The sequence below is a fragment of the Pseudomonas sp. NEEL19 genome, assembly GCF_028751975.1.
GTDB classification, from domain to species: domain Bacteria; phylum Pseudomonadota; class Gammaproteobacteria; order Pseudomonadales; family Pseudomonadaceae; genus Aquipseudomonas; species Aquipseudomonas juntendi.
Map to the genome: position 1 here is coordinate 1,891,712 of NZ_CP081491.1, position 18,750 is coordinate 1,910,461.

1 protein-coding gene is annotated in these 18,750 nt (G+C 67.9%); it reads left to right on the top strand.

The window, feature by feature from the left end; translation table 11 throughout:
- Positions 1-135: 135 nt before the first annotated feature.
- Positions 136-18,747, top strand: coding sequence for a non-ribosomal peptide synthase/polyketide synthase (locus tag K4A76_RS08615; RefSeq protein ID WP_274411945.1), 18,612 nt, complete (start codon positions 136-138; stop codon positions 18,745-18,747).
- Positions 18,748-18,750 lie beyond the last annotated feature (3 nt).

An 18,750-nucleotide genomic window follows, 5' to 3' on the forward strand; every position in this document is an offset into this window, starting at 1 on the left:
CACGCCCGGGGTTGCCCCGGGGTGTGTCTGCAGCTGCCGTGGGGGGCGCTATGGCGTTAATTTTTTTCAGGTTGCATCCGTTTCGTAGGGATAGCCGGGCCCCGCCCGATACCTCACTCGTACGGAAGCAATCTGATGAATGCAGAAAAGTCCCTGCTACTGGCCCGCCGTTTCATTGAACTGCCGCAGGACAAACGCGGCGTGTTCCTCGAGACCCTGGCCAGGGAGGGCATCGACTTTTCCCAGTTCCCCATTCCGGCCGGGGTCCAGGCGCCGGACCGCCAAGGGTTGTCCTATGCCCAGCAGCGCATGTGGGTACTTTGGCAGATGGACCCCCAGAGCGGCGCCTACAACCTGCCAGGCGCGGTGCGTCTGACCGGGCAACTGGATGAGTCCGCGCTGGAGCAGGCGTTCGCCAGCCTGCTGGCGCGTCACCAGAGCCTGACCACCGTATTCGAGGTCCAGCCTGACGACAGTCTGCTCCAGGTCCATCGCCCGGTGGGCGAGGCCTTGATCGAGCGGGTCGACCTGCGTCAGTGGGATGAGGCCGAGTGCGAAGCGCAGGTGCGTGCCCAAGCCGAGGCCGAGTCCTTGCGTCCATTCGACCTGGCGCAAGGGCCGCTGCTGCGGTTGCGTCTGTTGCGCCTGGCCGAGCAGGAACATGTACTGCTGTTGACCCTGCATCATATTGTTTCCGACGGTTGGTCGATGAACGTGCTGATCGACGAGTTCAGCCGCTGCTACGACGCCTTCGCCGCTGGCCATGCGCCGCAACTGCCGGATCTGCCGATCCAGTACGTCGACTATGCCCTGTGGCAGCGCCGCTGGCTGGAAGCCGGCGAACTGGCGCGGCAGCTGGCGTACTGGCAGGCGCAGTTGGGCGATGAGCAGCCCGTGCTCGAACTGCCCTTGGATAATGCCCGGCCGGCGACCCCGAGCTTCAGTGGCGAGCGCCGCTCGTTCGCGGTCGATGCGGCCTTGGCCGAGCGGCTGCGCGGCTTCGCCCGGCAGCATAACCTTACGCCGTTCATGGTCATGCTTGGCGCGTTCGGCTTGCTCCTGCAGCGCTATACCGGCCAGGCCGACCTGCGTATCGGCAGCCCGGTGGCCAACCGCAACCGCGCCGAAGTCGAAGGGCTGATCGGGTTGTTCGTCAACACCCAGGTGTTGCGTGTGCGGCCGGACGCGCACCTCGAGGTGCTGGCCTACCTGCAAGGCATCAAGCAGGTCGTACACGGTGCCCAGGCGCACCAGGACCTGCCGTTTGAACGCCTGGTCGAGGCGCTGAAGGTCGAGCGCAGCCTGAGCCATGCGCCGCTGTTCCAGGTGATGTACAACCACCAGCCGCAGGTCGCCGACCTGGCCACCGTGACCCTGGCCTCGGGGCTGCAACTGTCGCCCCTGGCATGGCGCAGCCGCACCACCCAGTTCGACCTGAGCCTGGACACCTACGAGCAGGGTGGCACCCTGCACGCCGCCTTCACCTATGCCAGCGACCTGTTCGAGGCCGCCACCATCGAACGCATGGCGACACACTGGCAGGCCCTGCTGCAAGCCCTGGTCAGCCAGCCGCACAGCCCGCTGTGGCAGTTGCCGATGCTCGATGACGCCAGCCGTCGCACAGTGCTGGAGGATTGGAACGCCACCGCTCGCGGTTATCCGCTCGAACGCGGCGTGCACCAGCTGTTCGAGGATCAGGTGCGCCGTGCGCCAGACGCCCCGGCGCTGGTCTGTGGTGATACCGCGCTCAGCTATGCGCAGCTCGATGCCCGCGCCAACCGCCTGGCTCACTTCCTCCGCGCGCAAGGCGCCGGAGCCGACAGCCTCGTAGGTATCAGCCTGCTGCGCAGCGTAGAAATGGTCGTCGGGCTGCTGGCGATCCTCAAGGCCGGCGCGGCCTACGTGCCGCTGGATCCGGAATATCCCGAGGAGCGCCTGGCCTACATGATCGAGGACAGCGGCATTCGCCTGCTGCTGACCCATCAGGCGCTGCAGGGCAGCCTGCCGGTGCCCGCTGACGTGCAGTGCATCGCCCTGGACCAACTGACGCTGGACGACCAGCCCGCCAGCCCGCCCCAGGTGGTCACCGACCCACGGCAGTTGGCCTATGTCATCTATACCTCCGGCTCCACCGGCCGGCCGAAAGGCGCCGGCAACAGCCATGAAGCCCTGGCCAACCGCCTGCACTGGATGCAGGAAGCCTATGGCCTGTGTGCCGGTGACACGGTGCTGCAGAAGACCCCGTTCAGCTTCGACGTGTCGGTCTGGGAGTTCTTCTGGCCGCTGATGACGGGTGCCCGGCTGGCCGTGGCCGCACCCGGTGACCACCGGGACCCGGCACGCCTGATCGAGACCATTCGTCGCCATCAGGTCAGCACGCTGCATTTCGTACCCTCGATGCTCCAGGCCTTCATCCACGAGTCTGGTGTCGAGACCTGCGACAGCCTGCGCCGCATCCTCTGCAGCGGCGAGGCATTGCCGGTGGACGCGCAGCTGCAGGTGTTCGGCAAGCTGCCGGCGGCGGCGCTGTACAACCTCTACGGCCCCACCGAGGCGGCCATCGACGTCACGCACTGGACCTGCATCGACGAAGGCCGCGACAGCGTGCCCATCGGCCAGCCCATCGCCAACATCCGTACCTATGTGCTCGATGCTGGCCTCGAGCCGGTGGCGCCGGGCGTTGCCGGCGAACTCTACCTGGGTGGCATTGGCCTGGCCCGTGGTTACCACCGGCGTCCGGGGTTGACCGCCGAGCGCTTCGTTGCCGACCCCTTCGTGGCCGGACAGCGCCTGTACCGTACCGGCGACCGGGTTCGCCAGCGTGTGGATGGCGTGATCGAGTACCTGGGGCGTTTCGATCATCAAGTGAAAATCCGTGGCCTGCGCATCGAGCTGGGCGAGATCGAGGCGCGCCTGGCCCAGCATGCCTGGGTGCGCGAGGCCGTGGTGTTGGCGCTGGACGGCAAGCAACTGGTGGCCTACCTGGTGCTCGACGAAATGCCAGACGGCTGGCAGCAAGGGCTCAAGGCCTGGCTGCTGCAGGCGCTGCCGGAATTCATGGTGCCCAGCCACCTGATGCCGCTGGAGCAGTTTCCGCTGACCCCCAACGGCAAGCTTGACCGCAAGGCCTTGCCGCAACCGGATGCCGCTTCGCGCAGCGCTTACGTGGCGCCGCAAACCGATGTACAGCGTACCCTGGCGCAAGTCTGGAGCGAGGTGCTGGGCGTGGCCGAGGTTGGCCTGGAAGACAACTTCTTCGAGCTGGGCGGCGATTCGATCATCGCCATCCAGGTGGTTGGCCGCGCTCGTCGTCAGGGCCTGCAGTTCAGCCCGCGCGACCTGTTCCAGTTCCAGACCGTGCGCGGCCTGGCCGGCGCGGTCGGGCGCCAGCCATCGTTGGCGGTTGAGCAGGCGCCGGCCACCGGCGAGGTGGCGCTCAGCCCTGTGCAGCGGCAGTTCTTCGAACAGGCCATTGCGGTCCGCGAGCACTGGAACCAATCATTGCTGCTCGGTGCCCGGCAACCGTTGCAGGCCCAGGCGCTGGTCGCTGCCTTGGGCGATGTGGTCAACCACCATGACGCCCTGCGGCTGCGCTTCGAGCCCGCCGCCGAAGGCTGGCGGCAGCACTATGGCGCGCCGGTCGCGCAGGTCGAGCTGTGGCAGCGCCAGGCTGCGGATGCCCAGGCGCTGACGGCGCTCTGCGACGCTGCCCAGCGCAGCCTCGACCTGCGCAGTGGGCCGCTATTGCGCGCCATGCTGGTCGACTTGCCGCAAGGCGAGCAGCGCCTGTTGCTGGTTATTCACCACCTGGTGGTCGACGGCGTGTCCTGGCGTATCCTCCTGGAGGACCTGGAGCAGGCTTATGCCCAGCGCCTGGCCGGGCAGCCGCTGTCGCTGGCGCCGCGCACCAGCAGCTACCAGGCCTGGTCTGCGCAGCTGCACGAGCAGGTGCCGGCGTTCGTCGGGCAATTGCCCTACTGGCAAGCGCAACGCGGCGATGGCGCACTGCCGTGCGACAGGCCGGACGCGCCGGTAAGCAACCGTCATGGGGCCAAACTGGCGTCGCGCCTGTCCCGCGAGCGCACCCGGCAGTTGCTGCAGGTCGCGCCCGCAGCCTATCGCACCCAGGTCAACGACCTGCTGCTGACGGCCCTGGCACGTGTCATCTGCCAATGGAGCGGCAGCCAGGCGGCGTTGGTGCAGCTGGAGGGGCATGGCCGCGAAGAGCTGTTCGACGGCATCGACCTGACCCGCACCGTCGGCTGGTTCACCAGCCTCTATCCGCTGCGCCTGGCCTCGCGCGCCGGTCATGGCGACTCGATCAAGGCCATCAAGGAACAGCTGCGCGCGGTACCGGATAAAGGCATGGGTTACGGCGTGCTACGTTACCTGGGTGACGCCTCGGTGCGCGAGGCCCTGGCGACGCTTGACCCGCCGCGCATCACCTTCAACTATCTGGGCCAGTTCGACAGCCAGTTCGATGCCCAGGCCTTGCTGGCGCCGGCCACCGAGCGCGGCGGCGACGGCCAGGACCCGGACGCGCCGCTGGCCAACTGGCTGACCCTGGAAGGGCAGGTGTACAACGGCGAGCTGTCGCTGCAATGGGGCTTCAGCCTGGCGATGTTCGACACCGACACAGTCCAGGCATTGGCCACGGCCTACGACCAGGAACTGGAGGCGCTCATCGAGCACTGCCTGGGCGTGCCCGCCGGGCAACCGTCGCCGTCGGACTTCCCGCTGGCGCGCATCACTCAGGCGCAACTGGATGCATTGCCGGTGCCCGGCCACAACATCGAAGACCTCTACCCACTGTCGCCCATGCAGCAGGGCATGTTCTTCCACTCGCTGTATGAAACCCAGGGCGGCGCTTACATCAACCAGTTGCGCCTGGATATCGGCGGCCTGGACCTGGAACGCTTCGGCGAGGCCTGGCAGGCGGCGCTGGCGCGTCACGATATCCTGCGCAGCAGCATCCACTGGCAGGGCCTGGACAGTGCCCACCAGATCGTCCAGCGACAGTTGCCACTGCCACTGCGCATCGTCGATGAACCTGCGGCAGACCTCGATGCACTGGCCCGGGCCGAGCACGAGGCGGGTTTCGACTTGGCCCGCGCACCCTTGTTCAGGCTGCTGCTGGTGCGTACCGGGGCCGACGACTGGCACCTGGTCTTCACCTGCCACCACATCCTCCTGGATGGCTGGAGCAATGCCCAGCTACTGGCCGAGGTGGTCCAGCACTACGCCGGCGAGCGCATGTCGGCGCCGGCCGGCCGTTTCCATGATTACCTGGCGTGGCTGCAACGCCAGGACGCCAGTGCCGGCGAGCGTTTCTGGAAAGCCCGTCTCGGCGCCTTGCAGGCGCCGACGCTGCTCGCCCAGGCCCTGCGTCGCCCCGCCGACGCGCAAGGCGAGGGTGAGTACCTGGCCCGCCTCGACGCCGCGCAGGCCGCCGAGCTGGAGCGTTTTGCCCGTCACCACAAGGTGACCTTGAACACGCTGTTCCAGGCGGCCTGGGGCCTGGTGCTACAGCGCCTGACCGGGCAAGCCTGCGTGGCCTTCGGCGCCACGGTGTCCGGGCGTTCGGCGCCACTGCCGGGCATCGACGGCCAGCTCGGGTTGTTCATCAATACCTTGCCGGTGCTGATCGATGTCGCGCCCGATCGTCAGGTGGCCGGTTACCTGGCCGACGTGCAGGACTTCAACCTGAGCCTGCGTGAATTCGAGCATGTGCCGCTGTATGCCATTCAAGGGTGGGCTGGCCAGCAGGGCGCGGCGCTGTTCGACAGCCTGCTGGTGTTCGAGAACTTCCCGGTGGCCGAGGCGCTGCGCCAGGGCGCGCCTGCCGGCCTGCGTTTCGGCGCGGTGAGCAATCACGAGCGCACCCACTACCCGCTGACCATCGGCATCGAGCTCGGCGATGGGGTCAGCCTGGCGTTCGGCTACGACCCTGCGCTGTTCGCGGCAGAGCAGGTGGCTCAGCTGTGCGCCGGGCTCCGCCAGGTGCTGGCGCAGATGGTCGCCACCCCGGCCGCGCCGTTAGGCGCGCTGGGCCTGCTTGACGATAAAGGGCAGGCCGAGGTGCTTGGCTTCAGCCAAGGCCGCGCACTGGCGTTGCCGAGCCAGGAACTGGTTCACCAGCGTATTGCGGCACAGGCCGCGCGCCAGCCCCAGGCCTTGGCCTTGCAATGTGGCGAGCTGCGCGTGAGCTATGGTCAGCTCGATGGCCAGGCCAATCGCCTGGCGCATGCACTGATCGCCAAGGGCGTACGCCCCGGCCAGCGTGTCGGCCTGGCCTTGCGCCGTGGCCCGCAGCTGATCGTCAGCCTGCTTGCCGTGCTCAAGAGCGGCGCGACCTATGTGCCGCTGGACCCGCAGTATCCACATGAACGGCTGGCCTACATGATCGAGGACAGCCGCTTGGACCTGTTGTTGTGCGACGACGGCCTGCTGGTCGAGTTGGCGCTGCCGGCGGGGCTGCGTCGCCTGGAACTGGGGGTGTTGGGCGAGCAGGCCGCGCACTGTGGCGACCACGACCCGGATGTGCAGGTCGCCGCCGAGCAGCTCGCCTATGTCATCTACACCTCCGGTTCCACCGGCCGCCCGAAGGGGGTGGCGATCAGCCATGCGGCCCTGCGCGAGTTCAGCTACAGCGCCACCGGCTACTCCCGCCTTGAGCGCGACGACCGGGTGCTGCAGTTCGCCACTTTCAGTTTCGACGGCTTCGTCGAGCAATGCTATCCGCCGCTGTGCGTCGGCGCCGCGTTGATCATGCGTGGCGAGGAACTGTGGGACGCCGATCAGTTGGCGCGGTTGATTGTCGAGCAGGGCGTGACCCTGGCCGACCTGCCGGCCGCCTACTGGCACATGCTGGCCAAGACTTGCGCGGCGCGGCCGGGCCAGGGCCTGGGCAAGCTGCGTCAGGTGCACGTGGGCGGCGAGGCCATGTCGGTGGAAGGGCTGCGCCTGTGGCATGCGGCGGGGCTGGGCGGGCTCAGCCTGGTCAACACCTATGGCCCGACCGAGGCGACAGTAGTCTCCAGCGTGCATGACTGCCGCCTCGAAGATGCGCAGGACGCGTATGGCGTGCCCATCGGCCACGCCATCGCAGGCCGCTCGCTGTATGTGCTGGATTGTGCCGGCCAGCTGTTGCCCAGCGACGGCGTCGGCGAGCTGTGCATCGGTGCGCCGAGCTGCCTGGCGCAGCAATACTTCGACCGCCCGGCGTTGACCGCCGAGCGTTTCCTGCCGGATCCCTTCGCCGAACAGCCTGGCGCACGCCTGTACCGCAGCGGCGACCTGGCGCGCTATACCCAGGCTGGGGTCCTGGAATACGTAGGGCGTATCGATCATCAGGTGAAGATTCGCGGCATGCGCATCGAGATGGGCGAGATCGAGGCCTGCCTGCAAGGGTTGGCGTCGGTGCGCGAGGCGGCGGTGCTAGCCCTCGCCGGGCCGACCGGGCCGCAACTGGTGGCCTACCTGGTCGCTGCTCAGGCCACGCCGTCGGCTGACTGGCTACAGGGCGTACGGGCTGCCTTGGGCCAGGCGCTGCCTGACTACATGATCCCCGCCCACCTGCTGGTGCTGGAACGGCTGCCGTTGAACAACAACGGCAAGCTGAACCGCGCGGCTTTGCCGGCGCCGGACTTCAGTGCCGCCCAGCAGGTCTACGAAGCGCCGCGCACGCCGTTGCAAGCACAACTGGCGACGATCTGGGCGCAAGCCCTGCAGGTCGAGCGCGTCGGCCTTGCCGACAGTTTCTTCAGCCTCGGTGGCCACTCGTTGCTGGCGACCGAGGTCATCGCGCGCATTCGCCAAGGGCTCGGGCTCGAAGTGCCCCTGCGGCAGCTGTTCGAGCAGCCGACCCTGGGGGCCTTCGCCGACCGTTGCGCCGAACTGGGCCAGGGGGCGGCCGCGGCGATTGCGGTATTGCCGCGCACGCCTGCGATGGCCGTGTCCTATGCCCAGGAGCGCCAGTGGTTCCTCTGGCGGCTGGACCCACAGAGCGCCGCCTACAACGTTCCGGCGGCGTTGCGTGTGCGGGGGCCGCTCGAGTTGCCGGCGTTGCAGTCGGCATTCGACCAGGTCATCGCCCGCCACGAGCCATTGCGCACCACCTTCGATGACGCCACGGGGGAGCTGCGGCAGCATATTCATCCGCACCTGGCGCTGCCTATCGTGATCGAGCACCCAGGCGAGCTGGACGATGCGGCGCTGGCGGCCTGGGTCGATGCCCAGGTGCGGGCGCCGTTCGACCTGGTACGAGGGCCGTTGCTGCGGGTCAAGTTGCTGGCCATGGGCGAGCAGGATCATGTGCTGGTCATCGTCCAGCACCATATCGTTTCCGACGGCGCCTCCCTGGAGGTGCTGGTCGAAGAGCTGCTGCACGGCTACCACGGCGAGCACTGTGCACCGTTGCCTGTGCAGTACGCCGACTACGCGGCCTGGCAGCGTCAGTGGCTGGACGGTGGCGAGCGTGCCCGCCAGCTCGATTACTGGCTGGCGCAACTGGGCGGCGAGCAGGTCGTGCTCGAGCTGCCGTTCGACCGGCCACGCCCGGCCCAACGGCGCTTGCGTGGTGCGCGCCTGGACTTCCCGCTCGAGGCTGAACTGAGCCACGGCCTGCAACAGCTGGCCAAGACTCAGGATGCTTCCTTGTTCATGTTGCTGCTGGCAGCGTTCCAGGCCTTGCTGCACCGCTACAGCGGCCAGGCCGACATCCGCGTCGGCGTACCGGTGGCCAACCGCACCCGGGCTGAAACCGAGCGGCTGATCGGTTTCTTCGTCAATACCCAGGTGCTGCGTGCCGAAGTCGATGGCGGGCAGGGCTTTGACGTCCTGTTGCGCCAGACCCGGCAGGCGGCGCTGCAGGCCCAGGCCCACCAGGACCTGCCGTTCGAGCAACTGGTCGATGCCCTGGCACCGGAACGCAACCTTAGCCACAGCCCCGTGTTCCAGGTGCTGTTCAACCACCAGCACGCTGCGCGCGCCGAGCGGAACTGGGGTGAACTGCGTGTCGAGCCGCTGCATTGGGACAGTGCCACGGCGCAGTTCGACCTGGTGCTGGATACCAGCGAGACCGCGCAGGGGCTGATGGTTTCCCTGGCATACGACACCGACCTGTTCGAGCGCTCGACCATCGAGCGGCTGTCGACCCACTTCATCAACCTGTTGCAAGGCATCGTCGAGCAACCGCACCAACCGGTGGCCGAACTGCCGTTGCTGGCGGCCGCCGAGCGCGAGCGCACCCTGGTCACGTGGAACGCCACCGCTGAACAGTACCCGCTGCAGCAGAGCATCCAGCAACTGATCGAGGCCCAGGTGCAGCGCACCCCGGATGCCCCGGCGCTGGCCTTCGGCGAGGTGCGCCTGAGCTACGCCCAGCTCAACGCCCGCGCCAACCGCCTGGCCCATCGCCTGATCGCCCTGGGGGTCGGCGCGGATGGGCTGGTGGGCATCGCGGTGGAGCGCTCGGTGGAGATGGTGGTCGGCCTGCTGGCCATCCTCAAGGCCGGTGGCGCCTACGTGCCGCTGGACCCGGAATACCCCGAAGACCGCCTGCGCTACATGCTCGAGGACAGCGGCGTGCAGCTGCTGCTGACCCAGAGCCACCTGCAACTGCCGCTGGCCGAAGGCGTGCAGACCCTGGCGCTGGACCTGGAGCCGGGCGCCGATGACGTGCGCAACCCGAACGTGGCGGTGGCCCCTGAAAACCTGGCGTATGTGATCTACACCTCCGGCTCCACAGGCCGGCCGAAAGGCGCGGGCAACCGCCATTCGGCCCTGGTCAACCGACTGTGCTGGATGCAACAGGCCTACCGGCTGGATGCCCGTGACAGCGTGTTGCAGAAAACGCCGTTCAGCTTCGACGTGTCGGTATGGGAGTTCTTCTGGCCCTTGATGACCGGTGCGCGGCTGGTGGTTGCCGCGCCGGGTGATCATCGCGACCCGGCCCGCCTGGTCGAGCTGATCACCAGCGAAAACATCACCACGCTGCACTTCGTGCCGTCGATGCTCCAGGCGTTCCTGCAAGACAGCGGCGTGCCGCGCTGCACGAGCCTTGCGCGCATCGTCTGCAGTGGCGAAGCGCTGCCGGCCGATGCCCAGCAGCAGGTGTTCGCCAAGCTGCCGAAGGCGGGCCTGTACAACCTGTACGGCCCGACCGAGGCGGCCATCGACGTGACCCACTGGACCTGCCGCGAGGAAGGGCGGGACAGCGTGCCGATCGGCGAGCCGATCGCCAACCTGGCCTGCTACATCCTCGATGCCGAGCTGCAACCGGTGCCGGTGGGGGTGCTGGGCGAGCTGTACCTGGCCGGCGCAGGCCTGGCGCGCGGTTACCACCGCCGCCCGGGGCTGACTGCCGAGCGTTTCGCCGTGAGCCCATACGGCAATGGCGAGCGCATGTACCGCACCGGTGACCTGGCGCGCTACCGCGCGGACGGGGTGATCGAGTACGCCGGGCGTATCGACCACCAGGTCAAGCTGCGTGGCCTGCGCATCGAGCTGGGTGAGATCGAGGCGCGTCTGCTGGAGCACGACCTGGTGCGTGAAGCCGTGGTGACGGTGCCGGACGGCAAGCAGCTGGTCGGTTATGTGGTGCTGGCCGGCGAGGCCGCCGATTGGCAGGCACAAATGGCCGAGCACCTGCGCCGTGGCCTGCCGGACTACATGGTGCCGAACCAGTGGCTGGCACTGGACAGCCTGCCGCTGTCGCCCAACGGCAAGCTCGACCGCAAGGCCTTGCCTGCCGTGGATGCTGCGCAATCGCAGCGTGCCTACGTGGCGCCGCAGAGTGAACTGGAACAACAGGTCGCGGCGATCTGGGCGCAGGTGCTCGGGCTTGAGCGGGTCGGCCTGACGGACAACTTCTTCGAACTGGGCGGGCATTCGCTGTTGGCTACCCAGGTGTTCTCGCGCCTGCGCGCGCTAGGCATAGACGCACCGCTCAAGGTGCTGTTCGAGCATGCCAGCCTGCAGAGCTTCGTCGCCAGCCTGCCAGCACCGTCGTTGGCGGCGCGGGCCCCGGCCATCCGGCCGACGCCGCGCGATGCGGCGCTGCCGGTGTCCTATGCCCAGCAACGCCAATGGTTCCTCTGGCAGCTGGAGCCACACAGCAGCGCCTACCACATCCCCATGGTCCTGCGCCTGAACGGCAGCCTCGATCGCGCGGCGCTGCAACACAGCTTCGATGCGCTGGTCGAGCGTCATGAGACCCTGCGTACCCGCTTCGTCGAAAGCGACCAGGGCATCGTCCAGGTGATCGAGCGCTCGGCTGCGCGGGTCATCGCCCATGAACGACTGGCGGACGAGGCCACCCTTGGGGCGCGTGTCGCCGAGGAAATCCGCCAGCCGTTCGACCTGGCGCGCGGCCCGCTGCTGCGAGCCCGTCTGCTGGAGCTGGCGGCCGACGACCAGGTGCTGGTGCTGACTCAGCACCATATCGTCTCGGATGCCGCATCCATGCAGCTGATGGTTGGCGAGCTGATCGATGGCTATACCCGCCACCGCGAAGGCGATGCCGCCCCACTGCCTGCCCTGGCGCTGCAATATGCCGACTACGCCCGTTGGCAGCGTGAGTGGATGGAGGCTGGTGAGCGTGAGCGGCAACTGGCCTACTGGGTCGGGCAACTGGGCAGCGAGCAGGATGTGCTCGCCTTGCCGCTGGACCGCCCGCGTCCTGCCGAGCAGAGCTATCGCGGGGCCCAGCTCGACCTGGCCGTGCCGTCTGCGTTGAAGGACGGCCTCGAGGCATTGGCCCGCCGCCAGGGCGCGACCCTGTTCATGGTGCTGCTGGCGTCGTTCCAGGCCTTGCTGCATCGCTACAGTGGGCAGCGCGACATCCGCGTCGGCGTGCCGGTGGCCAACCGCAACCGGGTCGAGACCGAGGGGCTGATCGGCTTCTTCGTCAACACCCTGGTACTGCGGGCCGATATCGATCCACGCCAGCCGTTCGGCGTGCTGCTGCAACAGGTGCGGCAGGCTGCGTTGGGCGCCCAGGCGCACCAGGACCTGCCATTCGAGCAACTGGTGGATGCGCTGGCGCCCACCCGCAGCCTCAGCCACAGCCCGTTGTTCCAGGTGATGTTCAACCACCAGGCCGCCGCGCTTGCGCCGGTACGCGCCGTACCAGGCTTGGCGGTCCAGGCCATGGCCTGGGACAACGACACCACCCAGTTCGACCTGAGCCTGGACACCTGCGAGACCGCTGAAGGGCTGAGCGCTTCGCTGATCTACGCCACTGACCTGTTCGACCACGCCACCATCGTGCGCCTGGGTGAGCATTGGCTGAACCTGCTGCAAGCCATTGTCGAGCAACCGCACCAACCGGTGGCCGAACTGCCATTGCTGGCGGCCGCCGAGCGCGAGCGCACCCTGGTCACGTGGAACGCCACCGCTGAACAGTACCCGCTGCAGCAGAGCATCCAGCAACTGATCGAAGCCCAGGTGCAGCGCACCCCGGATGCCCCGGCGCTGGCCTTCGGCGAGGTGCGCCTGAGCTACGCCCAGCTCAACGCCCGCGCCAACCGCCTGGCCCATCGCCTGATCGCCCTGGGGGTCGGCGCGGATGGGCTGGTGGGCATCGCGGTGGAGCGCTCGGTGGAGATGGTGGTCGGCCTGCTGGCCATCCTCAAGGCCGGTGGCGCCTACGTGCCGCTGGACCCGGAATACCCCGAAGACCGCCTGCGCTACATGCTCGAGGACAGCGGCGTGCAGCTGCTGCTGACCCAGAGCCACCTGCAACTGCCGCTGGCCGAAGGCGTGCAGACCCTGGCGCTGGACCTGGAGCCGGGCGCCGATGACGTGCGCAACCCGAACGTGGCGGTGGCCCCTGAAAACCTGGCGTATGTGATCTACACCTCCGGCTCCACAGGCCGGCCGAAAGGCGCGGGCAACCGCCATTCGGCCCTGGTCAACCGACTGTGCTGGATGCAACAGGCCTACCGGCTGGATGCCCGTGACAGCGTGTTGCAGAAAACGCCGTTCAGCTTCGACGTGTCGGTATGGGAGTTCTTCTGGCCCTTGATGACCGGTGCGCGGCTGGTGGTTGCCGCGCCGGGTGATCATCGCGACCCGGCCCGCCTGGTCGAGCTGATCACCAGCGAAAACATCACCACGCTGCACTTCGTGCCGTCGATGCTCCAGGCGTTCCTGCAAGACAGCGGCGTGCCGCGCTGCACGAGCCTTGCGCGCATCGTCTGCAGTGGCGAAGCGCTGCCGGCCGATGCCCAGCAGCAGGTGTTCGCCAAGCTGCCGAAGGCGGGCCTGTACAACCTGTACGGCCCGACCGAGGCGGCCATCGACGTGACCCACTGGACCTGCCGCGAGGAAGGGCGGGACAGCGTGCCGATCGGCGAGCCGATCGCCAACCTGGCCTGCTACATCCTCGATGCCGAGCTGCAACCGGTGCCGGTGGGGGTGCTGGGCGAGCTGTACCTGGCCGGCGCAGGCCTGGCGCGCGGTTACCACCGCCGCCCGGGGCTGACTGCCGAGCGTTTCGCCGTGAGCCCATACGGCAATGGCGAGCGCATGTACCGCACCGGTGACCTGGCGCGCTACCGCGCGGATGGGGTGATCGAGTACGCCGGGCGTATCGACCACCAGGTCAAGCTGCGTGGCCTGCGCATCGAGCTGGGTGAGATCGAGGCGCGTCTGCTGGAGCACGACCTGGTGCGTGAAGCCGTGGTGACGGTGCCGGACGGCAAGCAGCTGGTCGGTTATGTGGTGCTGGCCGGTGAGGCCGCCGATTGGCAGGCACAACTGGCCGAGCACCTGCGCTGCGGCCTGCCGGACTACATGGTGCCGAACCAGTGGCTGGCACTGGACAGCCTGCCGCTGTCGCCCAACGGCAAGCTCGACCGCAAGGCCTTGCCTGCCGTGGATGCTTCCCTTGTGCAAAAGGTCTACGAGGCCCCGGCCAATGCGCGTGAGCACCGCCTGGCCGCAGTCTGGGCTGATGTGTTGCGCCTTGAACGGGTCGGGGTGAACGACAACTTCTTCGAGCTTGGAGGCGATTCCATTGTCTCGATTCAGGTCGTCGGACGTGCGCGCCAGCAGGGCCTGCACTTCACGCCCAAGGAGCTGTTCCAGCACCAGACCGTGCGCGGCCTGGCAGCGGTGCTGCGCGAAGGCGAGGGCGCGGCGAAGGCCGAGCAGGGGCCGCAGGTTGGGAGCATGCCGTTGCTGCCGTTCCAGCAGTGGTTCTTCGCCCAGCGCATGAGCGAGCCGCAGCACTGGAACCAGTCGCTGTTGTTGCGCGGCACCGAAACGGTGGATGCCGCCGCATTGGAGCAGGCGCTGCTGGCACTGTACGCCCAGCACGACGCCCTGCGCCTGCGCTTTGCCGACGGCAGCGCCGAGCACGGTCCGCTGCAACCGGCCCAGCCGTTGCTGTGGCGTGCCTCACTGCGCAGCGCCGAGGAAATCGAGGCGACCTGCGAAGAGGCCCAGCGTAGTCTGGACCTGGCCCAGGGCCCGCTGTTGCGTGCGGTGCTGATCGAGGTGGCCGACGGTGGCCAGCGCCTGCTGCTGGTGATCCACCACTTGGTGGTCGATGGCGTGTCCTGGCGCGTGCTGCTGGAAGACCTGCACGATGCCTACCGCCAGGCCCTGGCGGGCAGCACGCCGAAACTGCCGGCCAAGACCAGCGCCTTCAAGGCCTGGGGCGAACGCCTGCAGCAGCATGCCGCAAGCCTGGACAACGAGCTGGCCTACTGGCAAGGGCAACTGGCCGGTGCGCCGCAGGGCCTGCCCGAGGCCGAGCCGGGCGCCAGCGTGCAGAACCGTCACCGCCAGAGCGTGCAGGCACGCCTGGGTGCCGAGCTGACCCGGCGCTTGCTGCAACAGGCCCCGGCGGCCTACCGCACCCAGGTCAACGACTTGCTGCTGACTGCCTTGGCCCGGGTGGTGTGCCGCTGGAGCGGCGCCGATTCGGCGCTGGTGGAGCTGGAAGGGCATGGCCGCGAAGACCTGTTCGACGACATCGACCTGAGCCGTACGGTGGGCTGGTTCACCAGCGCCTACCCGGTGCGGCTGACCCCGGCCGCCGAGCTTGGTGCCTCGATCAAGCAGGTCAAGGAACAGCTGCGCGGCGTGCCGCACAAAGGCATCGGTTTCGGTGTTTTGCGCTACCTGGGCGACGAGGCTGCGCGCACGTGCCTGGCCGAGCTGCCGGTGCCGCGCATCACTTTCAACTACCTGGGCCAGCTCGATGGCCAGTTCGATGAGCGGGCGCTGTTCGTGCCGGCCGCCGAAAGCGCAGGTGAGGAGCAGAGCCCGCTGGCGCCGCTGGGCAACTGGCTGGTGCTCAATGGCCAGGTGTATGGCGGCGAGCTGAGCCTGGCGTTCAGCTTCAGCGGGCAGATGTTCGCCCGCGCGACCATCGAGCGGCTGGCGCGGGCCTACGAGGCGGAGCTGGCGGCGCTGGTCGAGCACTGCCAGGCACCGCAAGGGCTGACGCCGTCGGACTTCCCGCTGGCGGGCCTGAGCCAGGCGCAACTCGACGCACTGCCGGTGGCGGTGGCCGAAATCGAAGACATCTACCCACTGTCGCCGATGCAGCAGGGCATGCTGTTCCATTCCACGTTCGGCGAGAGCGACGGCGACTACATCAACCAGATGCAGGTCGAGGTCGCAGGCCTGGATGTGGCACGCTTCGAGGCGGCCTGGAACGCAGTGCTCCAGGCTCATGACAGTCTGCGTTGTGTCTTCGTCTGGTCCGCCGACCAGGCCCAACCGGTGCAGGTAGTGCTGCGCGAGGCCCGTGTGCCGTTCAGCGAGCTGGACTGGCGCGGCCGTGATGACCTGGCGCATGCGCTCCCGACACTGGCCGCCGAAGAACGTGGGCGCGGCTTCGATGTACTGCAGGCGCCATTGCTGCGCCTGGTGCTGGTGCGCCTGGAAGATGACCGCCATGCACTGGTCTACACCAGCCATCACATCCTCATGGACGGCTGGAGCAATGCGCAACTGCTGGGTGAAGTGCTGCAACGCTACTGTGGCGAGCGGCCCACGCAGGCGGCGGGCCGCTTTGGCGACTACATTGGCTGGTTGCAGCGCCAGGACCGAGCACAGAGCGAAGCTTTCTGGCGCGGGCAACTGGCTGCACTGCAAGCGCCCACCCGCCTGGCCAGCACCTGTCAGCATGTCGGTGTCGAAGGCTACGCCGAGCACAGCCTGTCGATCGATGCGCAGACCACCGCACGCCTGGGCCGCTTCGCCCGTGAGCGCAAGGTCACCGTCAACACCTTGGTGCAGGGTGCCTGGGCCTTGTTGCTGCAGCGTCGTGTCGGCCAGGACTGCGTGTCGTTCGGCGCCACCATGGCCGGTCGACCGGCCGAGCTGGCCGGTATCGAGCAGCAGATCGGCCTGTTCATCAACACCTTGCCGGTGATCGTGCCATGCACCGCCGGGCAGGCGCTTGGCGACTGGCTGGACGATTTGCAGGCGCTCAACCTGCGCATCCGCGAACACGAGCACACGCCACTGTTCGACATCCAGCGCTGGGCCGGGCAGGGCGGTGACGCGCTGTTCGACAGTCTGCTGGTGTTCGAAAACTACCCGGTGGCCGAGGCCCTGGAGCGTGGTTCGCCCTCGGGGCTGCGCTTTGGCCCGGTGCGCACACAGGAGCAGAGCAACTATCCGCTGACCCTGGTGGTCGGCCTGGAAAACAACCTGTCGCTGCGCTGCAGCTATGACCGGCAGGCGTTCAGCGCGGCGATCATCGAGCAGATCGGCCAGCAACTGCGTCACTTGCTGCTGCAGATGCTCGAACACGGCGCGCAGGTGCCTGTCGAAGCCTTGCAATTGCTCGATGACCAGCAACGCCAGGTTGCGGTACAGGCCTGGAATAGTGCCCCGGCCACCTTCATGCCGAGCCAGCCGCTGCATCGCCTGATCGAAGCCCAGGCGGCCCGCGCGCCGCAAGCGCCGGCGCTGGTCTGCGAAGGCGAACAGTTGAGCTATGCCGAGCTGAACCGCCGGGCCAACCAGGTCGCCCATGCGCTGATCGCCCGAGGCGTCGGCCCGGACGTGCTGGTGGGCCTGGCCGCACCGCGCTCGCTGGAGATGGTGGTCGGCCTGCTGGCCATCCTCAAGGCCGGTGGCGCCTACGTGCCGCTGGACCCGGCCTACCCGCTGGAGCGCCTGCACTACATGATCGAGGACAGCGGCCTGCAGTTGCTGCTCGGCCAGGGCGACCTCGGGCTGAGCCTGGCGCCGAACGTGCAAGTGCTGGACCTGGCCGCCGACTACACCGACTACGCAGGCTTGGCCGAGGTCAACCCGAACGTCGCGGTGGGCCTGGATAACCTGGCCTATGTCATCTATACCTCCGGCTCCACCGGCAAGCCGAAGGGCACCTTGCTGCCGCACCGCAACGTGCTGCGCCTGTTCGAGGCCACAAACGGCTGGTTCGGCTTCGGCCCGCAGGACTGCTGGACGCTGTTCCACTCCTACGCCTTCGACTTCTCGGTATGGGAGCTGTTCGGCGCCTTGCTGCATGGTGGCCGCCTGGTGATCGTGCCGCAGGATGTCAGCCGTTCGCCGGAGGCCTTCTACCAACTGCTGTGCGAGCAGCGGGTGACCGTGCTCAACCAGACGCCGTCGGCGTTCCGCCAGCTGATGCAGGAGGCCTGCGCCGAAGGCCAGCGCAGCGACCAGCAGCTGCGCTACGTGGTATTTGGCGGCGAGGCGCTGGAGGTCGGCAGCCTGCGCCCGTGGTTCGAGCGCTTCGGCGATCGTGCGCCGCAACTGGTCAACATGTACGGCATCACCGAAACCACGGTGCACGTGACCTACCGTCCATTGTCGCTGGCTGACCTGGCGCAGGGCGCGTCGAGCCCGATTGGCGTGCCGATCCCGGACCAGAGCCTGTACGTGCTCGACAGCGACCTCAACCCGGTGGCTGCCGGCTGTGTCGGCGAGCTGTACGTCGGCCGCCAGGGCCTGGCGCGTGGCTACCTCAAGCGCGCCGGGCTCAGCGCCACGCGCTTCATTCCCGACCCGTTCGGCGACAGCGGGGCGCGGCTGTACCGCAGTGGCGACCTGGCCCGCTGGCGCGCCGATGGGGTGATCGAGTACGTCGGGCGGATGGACCATCAGGTGAAGATCCGTGGCTTCCGCATCGAGCTGGGCGAGATCCAGGCGCGGCTGCAGGCGCTGCCCCAGGTGCGTGAGGCCGTGGTGCTGGCCCAGGAGGGGCCGAGCGGCACCCAGCTGGTCGGCTACCTGGTGGCCGGGCAAGCGGTGGCCGACCAGGCGGTCTGGCGCGAGGCGGTCAAGGCCGCGCTGCGCGAGGACCTGCCGGAGTACATGGTGCCGGCGCACCTGCTGCTGCTCGAGCGCATGCCGCTGACCGCCAACGGCAAGCTCGACCGCCGTGCCTTGCCGGCGGCGGACGCCAGCCTGCTGCAACAGGCGTATGTGGCGCCAGTCACTGAACTTGAACAGCAGGTGGCAGGCATCTGGGCTCAGGTGCTGGAGCTGGAGCAAGTAGGCTTGAGCGACAACTTCTTCGAGCTTGGCGGCCATTCGTTGCTGGCCACCCAGGTCGTGCTGCGCCTGCGCGACGCGCTGGGCCATGAAGTGCCGGTCAAGACGCTGTTCCTGGCCCGCGACCTGGCAGACTTCTGCGTGGCTTTGCAGGCCCTGCAGCCTGCCCTCGAGCCACTGCACGATGTTTTGGCTAAATCCTTGGAGGACCTCAATCGTCTAACTGCCGATGATCTTGAAAAACTGATTTCCTAGTGA

Coding starts and splice junctions, on each gene's coding strand:
- K4A76_RS08615 (WP_274411945.1), top strand. CDS start 136: ATGAATGCAGAAAAGTCCCTGCTACTGGCCCGCCGTTTCATTGAACTG.